This is a genomic window from Mucilaginibacter sp., assembly GCF_028288225.1.
Classification (GTDB): domain Bacteria; phylum Bacteroidota; class Bacteroidia; order Sphingobacteriales; family Sphingobacteriaceae; genus Mucilaginibacter.
Genome location: NZ_JAQBOC010000094.1, coordinates 54,071 through 65,380 on the forward strand (window position 1 = coordinate 54,071; position 11,310 = coordinate 65,380).

The following is an 11,310-nucleotide window of genomic DNA, read 5'->3' on the forward strand; positions in this document are numbered from 1 at the left end:
TGTGTTTGGAGTTATTATTTGCCGGGCAAAGCTAACAAATTATTTCGGATTTCGGATGTAGGATTCGGAATTGTGGTAAGGATTTGAAAATATGTCAATTTGATGATTTGAAAATTAGAGCTTAACCCATCTTCAAATCATCAAATTGACACATCATCAAATTAATATTTCCCCACTATAACTTTATAAAACTTATCCAAGTTTAAATACTCATTTGCCAGTTCCTTTAACCGTACAGCGGTTACAGTTTTTACAGCATCAACATACCTGTCGTAATAATCGTAGTCAAGCCCCGCGAAATACAGGTTTTTGAATTTATCAGCATGCGAAAAGACGTTCTCCAGGCTGCCTAATAACGAGCCAAGCATATAGTTACGAACAAGAGATAATTCCTCTTCCGTGATCAGATCGCTTTTTAAAAGGTTTATTTCTTTTTCAATTTCTATTATTGCTGCCTTGCAAACATCTGCACCAACCTCTGTGGCAACAAACATAGCTCCGGCATGTTTAAATGAGCTTATTCCTGATCCGATACCATAGGTATAACCTTTTTCCTCCCGGATATTAGCCATTAATCTTGAACCAAAATATCCGCCTAAAACAGTATTCAGTACCTGTAAAGCCGGAAAATCAGGGTGATTACGATTGATAACGGGCAAGCCCATCCTAATGGCTGATTGTAAGGCATCAGGTTTTTCGGTTAAGTAAAAATGCTCTGTAGCTGATTTTATTTGAGGTTGACTAATATCTGATTTTACATCAGGGTTTGTCCAGTCCTTATCAAATGTATTGGTTATCATTTCAAGTATTCCGGGTTCAATTTTTCCCGAAATAATTATGGTACAGTTTGAAGGCTGATACATCTGTTTAAAATGAGCCAGCAGATCCTCCCTGTGCAGTGTTTTATAGGTATCGGCATCAGCACCCAAACCATACAAGGTATCGCCATATAATGCTTTATTAAAATTGCGGCGGGCCACATAATCATTTTTCTGCATGCTTACCTGCAACTTTTGCTGCTGATTGCGAATATAGGTTTCCAGCTCTTTTTCCGGAAAAATGGAATCTGTAAGGATATCCTTTAGCACAGGCAAAGTATGTTGCAAATGTTTGTTTAGGCTATACAACGTAACTACAGAATTATCATAACCATAATCAACTTGCAGAAATGCACCGTAAAAATCCACTTTGTCAGCAATTTGCGCTGTGGTAAGCTTGCTGGTGCCTTCAGTAAGCATACTATTTACCGCTATATTAAGCAGTGGCTTTTCCGGGTTAAAGCGCTGATTGCCAAAAACCCACTCAATCCTAACCAGGTCCTGGTCGCCAGAGTTAAAGCAGAATATATTACAGCCGTTGTTCAACGCCTGATGAGCAGGCCTTAACAAGTTTATATTATCTATTGCCCTGAATTCAGGAGCTTGTTTTCTTTGTAATGTCATGTGGTCATTGGTCATTAATCATTGGTCATTGCCAATCTGTGATTTCACCTATATCGATTAGGATTATTCTGAAAATTCTTCAATTCTGAAAATTGTGATTCAGACAGCTTCCTCCGCCAAATAAATAAGTGTCGAAGAATTATCTTTTCTGAATAATTTATTAGCCAGGTCTTTTATTTGCTCAACTGTTACTTCCAGGTATTTAGCTGTTTCCTGGTTTAGCAGTTCAGCATCGCCAAGCAATTCGAATGACGCAAGGTTCATCGCTTTATCTAATAATGACATTTCTGAAAATATCATAGTCGATTCGGTTTTGTTTTGAACCTTGGTTAGCTCATCAGCTGGGATAGCAATTGTTTTTATTTTTTCCAGCTCATCCCAAATAGCAGCTTCGGCAGTTTCAATACTGATATTTCCCAATGGTTTACCTTCAAATACAAACATGCCTTTATCAAGGCTGCCTGTCATGTATGCATGCACTTCGCTAAAGATCTGCTTTTCTTTCACCAAACTGCGATATAAACGTGATGAATTACCGCGAGAAAGTATATCGGAAAGCAACTCAGCTACATAATAAGTTTTGTCCAGCCTGTCGCCCATCTGAAAAGCTATATACACATCGTTTAACGGTACTTTTGCAATAACAGTTTCCCGGCGTTCATCGAACTGTTCGGGTTCTTGCGGCAAATTGCGGAGATATTTTTCACCTGCAGGAATTTGTCCAAACCATTTTTCAGATAATTGTTTAACCTGTTCCAGGCTAACATCTCCCCCAACAGCCATAATGGCATTTTGCGGATTATAATGTTTTTTGAAAAAGGCTTTAACATCCTCAATTTTTGCATCTTCAATATGCTTTAACTCTTTGCCTATAGTTGCCCATTGGTAGGGGTGTTTTTTATAAACCATAGGCCGTAATTTCAGCCAAACATCACCGTATGGCTGGTTGAGATACCGTTGTTTAAACTCCTCAATCACCACATTCCTTTGCACTTCAAGGCTTTTTTTACTAAAGGCAAGGTTTAGCATGCGGTCGCTCTCCAGCCAAAAAGCGGTTTCAATATTTGCTGAAGGCAGGGTGATATAGTAATTTGTAATATCGTTGCTGGTGAACGCATTATTTTCGCCGCCTACACGCTGCAGGGGCTCGTCATAACTTGGGATATTTACCGAGCCACCAAACATCAGATGCTCAAATAAGTGGGCAAAGCCGGTTTGTTCAGGATTTTCGTCGCGGGCGCCAACATCATAAAGAATGTTTAGCACTGCCATTGGTGTGGTATGGTCTTCATGTACAATAACACGTAAACCATTATCTAATGTAAATCGGTTGAATTTAACCATTTGTAAATTTTCAATTAACGGATAGCAAATGTAGAGTTTTTGTTGAATGACAGTATAATTTGAAAATTTGTTTTAATTTGATGATTTGAAAATTACAAATCTGTGGATTTTCATTATTTTCAAATTTACTAATCTTCAAATTTTCAAATTGATTCGAAAATTTGTTTTAATTTGATGATTTAAAAATTACTGTGAATTTCATTATTTTCAAAGCTACTAATCTCCAAATTTTCAAATCAATAAATGGTCTCAAAAGACGAGCTTATAAAACAAATTTCCAATTCGTTAGGAAAAGCCAGGGTGCTGAAGCTTGGGCAAATGCTGAGCGAGCAGCAATTTGCACTGGGTGACCTTGTTGATGTTACATTTTATCATGATAAGGTAATAGCTTTCAGGGCAACCTGGATATTGGAAAATGTTTTACTAGCTGATCCTTTAAAATATGAGCAAGACCTTGAATATTTACTATCGCGATTTAAGGATGTTAAACATCCCGGCCCGCAGCGACATTACGCCAAATTACTGATGCATTTAACCGATCCCGGTATGCTGCCCGCAATAGAAACCAAACTTCAAACATTAGATCTTGAACCCGCAGTTGAACAATGTTTCGATTGGATGATTGATCCAAAAGTTAAAATTGCCGTTAAAGTTTTTGCATCAGAAGCATTATTTAACCTGCGCTACCGCTACCCCTGGGTGGCCGAAGAGCTGGAAAACCAAATAAAATTCCTGATGCGGAACGGTTCGCCGGCTATTCAGTCGCGGGGGAAGAAGTTATTAGCACAACTGTAATTGTTAGCTGGCTATAGTTCCGCTTTCAGCATCAGCCTCAGGCTTATCTTGCCTGTTTAAATTATCACTTACCTGGTCATGGTTTAATTTAGCCAGGATAGCAGATGAGCTGTTGTCGGCATATGCACCAAAAGCATTTACCAGCACCCCTTTTAAATTATATTTTTTTGAAGTTACTGCATAAACAATCGACATATCTGACGGATTACTGGCTCCTTCAAAACGATAAAACTCATCAATCTCTATGTCATCGGCTGTCATATGGATGTTTTTATCTTTATCATCAACTGTATCACCTTCAAGGCTGAGGTTTTCGGTATATCCTCTTTTCATTAAATCGTTGGTGGCTTCCACTAAATTGTTATATGCTATCATGGTTAGATTTGTTTAAGTAGTTCAGTTACTTTCATAACCATAAAACACCCGGGTTGTTTGTTTTTTGATGATTTGTTGTGATTAGTTCCAATGGTTAAAGTATGCTTTTATCTTCGTTTTACTCTCCCCTTTACCATGCATTTATGCCATTTATACATTATTTGCCACAATAAATCAGTTTATGTGTATCTTGTTTTTAATTATCCAAACCTCTTATGAAAACCTTCACCATACTACTTGCCTGCACATTTCTTTTCTTTATCAAAACAAATGCAGTTGCACAATCCCCGTCGGAGATCAATGAAAAGATCCAGCGTGTTGAGAAAAACCTGATCCCAAATATCCAAACCGAAAATGATGGCCCTATGACCATGCAGGACCGGATGGCATTTTACAAAGTGCATGGCGTAAGCGTTGCGGTTATTCATAACTATAAACTGGAGTGGGCAAAGGGATACGGCTATGCAGACGACAGCCTGAAGATCCCGGTAACAACGCAAACGCTGTTCCAGGCGGCATCCATCAGTAAGTCGCTAAACTCAGTTGGGGTGCTTAAATTGGTACAGGATAAAAAAATCGATCTTTATGCCGATATCAACACTTACCTCACGAGCTGGAAATTCCCTTATGATTCACTCTCTAAAAATAAAAAGATCACAGTTGCTAACCTGTTGAGCCATACAGGTGGTTTAACCGTCCACGGTTTTGGAGGCTACGCCATCGGAAAGGAAATACCAACAATTGAGCAAATACTTGGAGGTAAAAAACCAGCTAATTCGCCTGCGGTACATTCCATGTATGAACCTGGTATAAAATCCGAATATTCCGGCGGGGGTATTACTATTTCACAACTGATAGTGATGGATATTACACATGAGCCCTATGATAAATTCATGTACAATAATGTTTTGAAACCGCTGGGGATGACCGGCAGCACTTATACCCAGCCACCAACCGGTGTAAAATCAGAACTGCTGGCTACTGCCTACCGTTACAACGGGAAGGCGCTGCCAGGTAAATACCATATATATCCGGAACAAGCTGCAGCAGGCTTGTGGACAAACCCCACAGATTTGTCTAAATATATTATTGAAACACAATTAGCCTTACAGGATAAGTCTCATAAAGTGATTAATCAACAAACTACAAAATTGAGATTAACACCTTATCTGAATAAAAATGCAGCATTAGGTGTCTTTATAGACAGCTTGCAGGATGGCGTAAAATATTTTGAGCACGGAGGTGCAAATGAAGGTTTCAGGTGCCAGTACTTTGGCAGTATGGAAGGAGGAAATGGTGTTGTTGTAATGGTAAACTCCGATAACGGAGACATTATGAATGAGATTGTAAATAGTGTGGCAAAAGTTTACGGGTTTAAAGGCTTAAACCGTTCAAAATTTAGAAAGGAGATTGCCGTGGCCGACACTATTTTACAGAAATACACTGGCAAATATGAAATCTCTCCCAAACTAACATTTGCCGTAACCCTGGAGGGCAGTAAATTATACGGACAACCAACCGGACAACAAAAACAGCAGCTTTTACCTGAATCCCAAAATAAATTTTTTTTAAAGAAAATTGATGTTGAAGTTGAATTTGTTAAGGACGACAAAGGAGAAATTGTAAAGGCTATTCTTTATGAAAATGGCACGCATGATGCCAAAAGATTAAAATAATCAACAAAGGCCACCCGCAGGCAGCCTTTGTATATATGGAGTTAATTATTTTAATTAGTGATTGACCGTTTCTAACTTAATCAACCCAATCCAACTTAATCAACTCACTCAACTTTATCTAAAAGATCCTCATTCAAAAACACAAACTGATTATCAAACATATCCAGCTTTATTTTACTGTCTTTATCCACCTTTCCGGCAAGGATCTGTTTTGAAAGCTCATTGAGGATCTTTTTCTGGATCACACGTTTCAATGGCCTTGCTCCAAATTGCGGATCGTAACCCAACTGTGCCAGCCAGTCCAATGCCTCTTCTGACGCTTCCATGGTGATGCCAATTTCGGCAAGGGTTTGCTGTAACTGTTTAAACTGCAGCTTCACAATATCAGTGATCTCATCGCGGGTAAGCGGTGTGAACATAATGATCTCATCAATCCTGTTCAAAAACTCCGGACGGATTGTTTTCCTCAACAGGTCAAACAACTGGTTCTTGGTTTTTGCTACCACTTCATCCCTGTTATCATCTTCCAGCTCCTGGAAGTTGTCCATTATCAGGTTTGAGCCGATGTTAGAGGTCATAATGATGATGGTATTTTTAAAGTTTACCACCCTGCCCTTATTATCGGTTAAGCGGCCGTCATCCAAAACCTGCAGTAGGATATTAAATACGTCAGGATGGGCTTTTTCAATCTCATCCAGCAGTATTACACTGTAAGGTTTACGACGTACGGCTTCGGTTAACTGTCCGCCTTCGTCATAACCCACATAGCCCGGAGGCGCACCTATCAGCCTTGAAACCGCATGGCGCTCCTGGTATTCGCTCATATCTATCCGTATCAATGCGCCTTCATCATTAAACAGGTACTCTGCCAATGCTTTGGCAAGCTCAGTTTTACCAACGCCTGTAGTGCCCAGGAATATGAACGAACCAATTGGTTTCTTTTTATCCTGTAACCCGGCCCTGCTGCGACGAATAGCATCGCTTATTGCTTCAATCGCTTCCTCCTGCCCTGCCACACGTTTATGCAGTTCTTCTTCTAAATGCAGCAACTTTTCGCGTTCGCTCTGGATCATTTTTGAAACCGGGATGCCTGTCCACCTCGAAACTACGCCTGCAATATCATCAGCAGTAACTTCTTCTTTCAGCATGCGACTATCGCTTTGGTTTTCAAGCAAAGTTTTTTTAAGGTCTTCAACTTCCTGCTGGGCTTTAACTATGGTTCCATAGCGCAGCTCGGCAACTTTACCGTAATCTCCGGCGCGTTCAGCCTGTTCAGCTTCCAGCTTATAGTTTTCTATTTGCTCAACCTTTAAATTGATGCCATCAACAAGGTCCTTTTCACCCTGCCATTTGGCTCGTAATGAATCCCGTTCGGCCGAAAGGTTAGCAATTTCTTCGCTTAGCTCTTTTACCTTTTTATCGTCATGCTCGCGTTTAATAGCTTCGCGCTCAATTTCAAGCTGCATAATACGACGATCAAGCTCATCAACAACTTCAGGAACAGAATCCATTTCCAAACGTAGTTTTGAAGCAGCCTCATCCATCAGGTCAATAGCCTTATCAGGTAAAAATCTGTCAGATATATAACGTTGCGACATTTCAACGGCAGCTATAATTGCTTCGTCCTTAATCCGCACCTTGTGGTGTGTTTCGTAACGTTCTTTCAGCCCACGTAAAATAGAAATAGCATCGGCTGTATCCGGCTCATCAACCAAAACCATCTGGAAACGGCGCTCCAGGGCTTTATCCTTTTCAAAAAACTTCTGGTATTCATTTAAAGTAGTTGCGCCTATTGCTCTTAACTCGCCACGGGCCAGGGCAGGCTTTAATATATTAGCCGCGTCCATTGCACCTTCGCCACCGCCGGCGCCAACCAATGTGTGGATCTCATCAATAAACATAATGATCTCACCATCGGCCTGGGTTACTTCTTTTATAACAGCCTTTAAACGTTCTTCAAACTCACCCTTATACTTAGCACCTGCTATCAGTGCACCCATATCAAGTGAATAAACCGTTTTAGATTTAAGGCTTTCAGGCACATCGCCCTTAATTATCCGGAAGGCGATACCCTCGGCAATGGCTGTTTTACCAACGCCAGGCTCGCCAACCAATATAGGATTATTTTTTGTACGGCGCGAAAGGATCTGGATAACCCGCCTGATCTCTTCATCCCTGCCAATAACAGGATCAAGTTTGCCCGATTCGGCATATTCATTCAAATTACGGGCATATTTATTTAGAGCATTATAGGTAGCTTCCGCATTCTGGCCGGTTACCTTGTTGTCGCCGCGTAAGGCAGCAATAGCTTTTTTAAGGTCTTTTTCATTTACCCCATAGTCCTTTAAAGCAGTGCTGGTTTTATCATTTACTGATAAAATTCCCAATAAAATATGCTCAACGGATACAAACTCATCCTTAAACTCTTTAAGGTAAACTGTTGCTTTTTGCAAAGCAGAATTTGAACCTGATGATAAATAAACGTCGCTGCCGCTAACTTTAGGGAACGAGGCAATTTGCTCATCCAAAGTTTCATTTAAGCGGTTAAGATTAACATTTAATTTTTTTAACAGGTATGATATTACGTTCTCATCAACCAGCAATAAACCCTTAAGCAGGTGCGCAGTTTCAATAGCTTGCTGCTGGTTGCCTATGGCAATTTCCGAAGCCTTTTGAACGGCCTCCTGCGCTTTTATGGTAAAATTGTTAAAATTCATGGTAATGTTTTGTTTGTTGTCTGAACCAGAATTTGCAGAATTTTAAAATTGACAGAATTTGGCCTGTCAATTTGTTAAGACACCATCAAAATAAGCATCCTGATAATTCTTAAATTCTGTAAATTCTGATTCAGACTAAACAACCTCAAATCACCTGCCATATTCCCCAAACTGCTAAATTGTCGCCTAAAAACAAAATCATCCGCTACTTTGTCATTGCCCTGTAAGCTGGTATTTATTGGCTTTTATCTTAATTAAAAAATTATAATTTTGATAAGCCCTTTAATCACACTGTTTTGAACAAGCATCTTTTTAAATACCTGCCCGGAAAACATAAAAACTCCTACCGCGAATATTACACCAGTCAAAACCTGGCGTCTGTACGCGTAGGGAGCATTGTTTTTTTGGTGTTGAATGTTATAATCAGGGCTTTGTATCTAATATTCCCTTTAAGCCTTACGCGGGCCGAGAACTTTCCGGAGTTTAATACTACCAATTGGGTATTTATGATATCGGCACTGATATTCTATATCATCAGCAATTTTTTAATAGAAGAATTCAGGAAGAACAACAAAGCCACTGCCATAATGTCGTTGTTTGTTTTTTCGTTTTCTCTGTACATTATTCTTTGTGGTATGTTCAGCAGCTTTATTGCAACCGCTAATCCACGCAATGCCCTTATACTTTACTTAATATCGTTAACGGTTATCAGCATTTTGTGTGTGTTTGAATATTACGAAACCATTATACTCATCATTTCTGTTGAATTGTTATTTACCGCGCTGCTGATCCATAGCCATACCGATCCTACCGAAATGATCTATAATCAAATGGTTTCTATTATTTTGCTTGGCGGATTTTATTTGATATCCCGGTACTTTTTCTCATATAAAGCCAGTTACTGGATGCAGGTGAACGAGATAAAGGAGAAAAACCTGGAAATTGAGCGCGGAAGTGAATTTAAAAGCCAATTACTGGGTACTGTGGCTCATGATTTACGCAACCCTATAGCTGCTGTAGAAACATTAGCCATGATGATGGAAATGGAAGACATTGATGAAGATACGCAGGATACATTAAACCTGATGAAGGCATCGTGCATAAGGGCCCGTACCATAATTGACGATCTGCTTGAATCTGCCCGCAATGAAAACTCAGGAGAGTTTGTCACCGCCAAAACTGAACTTAATGCCCTGGTGAAGGATAATATTGAGGTTTGGAAGATCCAGAAAGAGGCTAAAAATACTATAGAGCTTATCAGCTCGATAAGTCCGGCTTATGCATTGATAAATCATGAGAAATTTACCCGCGTATTAGATAATCTCATAGGAAATGCGCTAAAATTCTCGAAAGAAAAAAGCAAAATAGAGGTATTTTTAAGCAAAAAGAACCAGCGTATTATTATTGAAGTTAAAGACAGTGGTTTGGGCATCCCAAAAGATATGCTGCCTATTATTTTCACGCCATTCTCAAAGGCAGGCCGTACCGGGCTAAAGGGCGAACAGTCAACCGGACTGGGCTTAAGCATAGTAAAACAGATAATAGAAAAACACAAAGGCAAAATTGAGGTAGAAAGCGAAGTGGGAAAAGGATCAACTTTCAGGATAGTGTTGCAGGAGGTTAGAGATTAGTTGATTTGAGATTAGAGGTTAGTTAAATGCGGAATGTTAATTTAAAGATCCACTCCATTCAAATCCTTTACTATTTTTAAGGTACTGTCAAAAGTGAATCTGCAGGTATCTTTTTTAACAACGCCTTTTTTATCTTTTGCTTTGTAGATTAGCCTGACATCCCAGCCAACCAAAATGTTTTTATAATTTTTCATTCTTTGTTTTAATAAAGAATCTATTTCTGCCACTTTTGCGGTATCACCGCTAATTATAAAATTGTTATACCCCTTCATTAATGATCTGTACTCCGGGTTATCATGATAGGTTGTGTAAATGCTATCTGGCTTCAGGAACTTAATGGTATCAACAAAGGCCAGATTAGGTACTTTAGTTTTTAAATATTCAACAGCAATTTGTTTATAATTAGCATTTGATGAGCAGCCGAAAAAAAACAGGGCAATTAATATAACCGGAATTAACCTTTTCATAATTGCAAATATATCATTATAAGAAGAGATTCAAGAGTTCAAGAATCAAGAGGCAAAAATTAAAAAGAGTAACCTAATCAACCCATGTTGTTTTTAAAAAAGGCAAGCGTTAATGCCCAGGCTTCCTTTGCTGCCTTTTCATTATAACTGTCACGTTCATCGCAATTAAAGCCATGATCAGCGTAGGAAATTTTTACGTTGATGTATTCCTTGCCGGCTTCATCCATGGCCTTGGTAATGATATCTATCTGGTCTTGCCCGATATGCTGATCCAGTCCACCCCAAAAAAACAGGTGCCTCCCGCTTATATTTGCAGCTTTATTTGCGATAGATTTAATATTGCCGCTGTAATAGCTGGCCCCGGCTTTGATGGGTTGTGTAGCATTTGCCAAAAAAGACATGCGGCCACCCATACAGTAACCAATGCTAAAAATATTGCCCGGGTTAACCAACTCGTTGCTGCTTAACCAATGATAAGCCGCTTTTATATCGGCCGCGTTTCCTTCAATCGTCATTGCCGAGATATGTGGCTTTACCTTATCAAATTCGGTATAACCAACTTCAAAATAAGGCGGAGCAGTACGATGATACATTTCAGGCGCTATTACCACAAAGCCCTGTGCGGCAAACCTGTCGGCCATATCGCGGATATGGTGATTTACGCCAAATGCTTCCTGCAATAAAATTAAGCCAGGATTGATTTTGCCTGCGGCATCTTCGGGGATAGCTGTATAGGCTTCCATATCGGTGCCATCAGCTACTTTTAGGTTTATGTATTTTTCCATGGGGTTGTAAATGTTGTAGTTGTTGTAATAGTTGTAAACGTTAAAAGAATTTTTATCTTTTATTAAGTTTACAAAAAT

At 39.4% G+C, this 11,310-nt stretch carries 9 protein-coding genes; 3 read left to right on the forward strand and 6 right to left on the reverse strand.

What is annotated here, in order from left to right:
* Positions 1-161: 161 nt before the first annotated feature.
* Positions 162-1,442 carry a pitrilysin family protein gene (locus tag JWQ54_RS27395; RefSeq protein ID WP_299591075.1) on the reverse strand — a complete coding sequence of 427 codons (1,281 nt, stop codon included), beginning with the start codon at positions 1,440-1,442 and terminating at the stop codon, positions 162-164.
* Positions 1,443-1,541: 99 nt separating this feature from the next.
* A complete protein-coding gene (locus tag JWQ54_RS27400; protein ID WP_299591076.1) occupies positions 1,542-2,786 on the reverse strand; it encodes a pitrilysin family protein in 1,245 nt (414 codons plus the stop codon).
* A gap of 243 nt (positions 2,787-3,029) precedes the next feature.
* On the opposite strand from JWQ54_RS27400, the gene JWQ54_RS27405 reads away from it, so the two are divergent.
* A complete protein-coding gene (locus tag JWQ54_RS27405) occupies positions 3,030-3,581 on the forward strand; it encodes a hypothetical protein (protein WP_299591077.1) in 552 nt (183 codons plus the stop codon).
* A gap of 3 nt (positions 3,582-3,584) precedes the next feature.
* Here JWQ54_RS27405 and JWQ54_RS27410 read toward each other — a convergent pair whose 3' ends face one another.
* Positions 3,585-3,956: a phosphoribosylpyrophosphate synthetase gene (locus JWQ54_RS27410; RefSeq protein WP_299591078.1), complete on the reverse strand. Its 372-nt coding sequence runs from the start codon at positions 3,954-3,956 to the stop codon at positions 3,585-3,587.
* Positions 3,957-4,171: 215 nt separating this feature from the next.
* Between JWQ54_RS27410 and JWQ54_RS27415 the strand changes: the two genes are divergently transcribed.
* Positions 4,172-5,632: a serine hydrolase gene (locus tag JWQ54_RS27415; RefSeq protein WP_299591079.1), complete on the forward strand. Its 1,461-nt coding sequence runs from the start codon at positions 4,172-4,174 to the stop codon at positions 5,630-5,632.
* A 104-nt stretch (positions 5,633-5,736) separates the two neighbouring features.
* On the opposite strand, the gene clpB is transcribed toward JWQ54_RS27415, so the two are convergent.
* Positions 5,737-8,349, reverse strand: a complete 2,613-nt coding sequence (gene clpB / locus JWQ54_RS27420) for an ATP-dependent chaperone ClpB (RefSeq protein WP_299591080.1) — start codon at positions 8,347-8,349, stop codon at positions 5,737-5,739.
* A gap of 296 nt (positions 8,350-8,645) precedes the next feature.
* Here clpB and JWQ54_RS27425 point away from each other — a divergent pair, with 296 nt between their 5' ends.
* Positions 8,646-9,980 (forward strand): sensor histidine kinase KdpD, encoded by a 1,335-nt coding sequence (locus tag JWQ54_RS27425; RefSeq protein WP_299591081.1) that lies wholly within the window; start codon positions 8,646-8,648, stop codon positions 9,978-9,980.
* Positions 9,981-10,021: 41 nt separating this feature from the next.
* Here the strand turns inward: JWQ54_RS27425 and JWQ54_RS27430 are convergent, their stop codons facing one another.
* Complete coding sequence (locus tag JWQ54_RS27430) at positions 10,022-10,447, reverse strand: hypothetical protein (RefSeq protein ID WP_299591082.1); 426 nt, start codon at positions 10,445-10,447, stop codon at positions 10,022-10,024.
* 77 nt (positions 10,448-10,524) lie between these two features.
* Positions 10,525-11,232, reverse strand: a complete 708-nt coding sequence (locus JWQ54_RS27435; protein WP_299591083.1) for a dienelactone hydrolase family protein — start codon at positions 11,230-11,232, stop codon at positions 10,525-10,527.
* Positions 11,233-11,310: the final 78 nt, after the last annotated feature.

Bases quoted from the DNA above. Each gene is read 5' to 3' on its own strand.
- JWQ54_RS27435 (WP_299591083.1), bottom strand. From the start codon at position 11,232: ATGGAAAAATACATAAACCTAAAAGTAGCTGATGGCACCGATATGGAA.
- JWQ54_RS27400 (WP_299591076.1), bottom strand. From the start codon at position 2,786: ATGGTTAAATTCAACCGATTTACATTAGATAATGGTTTACGTGTTATT.
- JWQ54_RS27395 (WP_299591075.1), bottom strand. From the start codon at position 1,442: ATGACATTACAAAGAAAACAAGCTCCTGAATTCAGGGCAATAGATAAT.
- JWQ54_RS27405 (WP_299591077.1), top strand. From the start codon at position 3,030: ATGGTCTCAAAAGACGAGCTTATAAAACAAATTTCCAATTCGTTAGGA.
- JWQ54_RS27415 (WP_299591079.1), top strand. From the start codon at position 4,172: ATGAAAACCTTCACCATACTACTTGCCTGCACATTTCTTTTCTTTATC.
- JWQ54_RS27410 (WP_299591078.1), bottom strand. From the start codon at position 3,956: ATGATAGCATATAACAATTTAGTGGAAGCCACCAACGATTTAATGAAA.
- JWQ54_RS27430 (WP_299591082.1), bottom strand. From the start codon at position 10,447: ATGAAAAGGTTAATTCCGGTTATATTAATTGCCCTGTTTTTTTTCGGC.
- clpB (WP_299591080.1), bottom strand. From the start codon at position 8,349: ATGAATTTTAACAATTTTACCATAAAAGCGCAGGAGGCCGTTCAAAAG.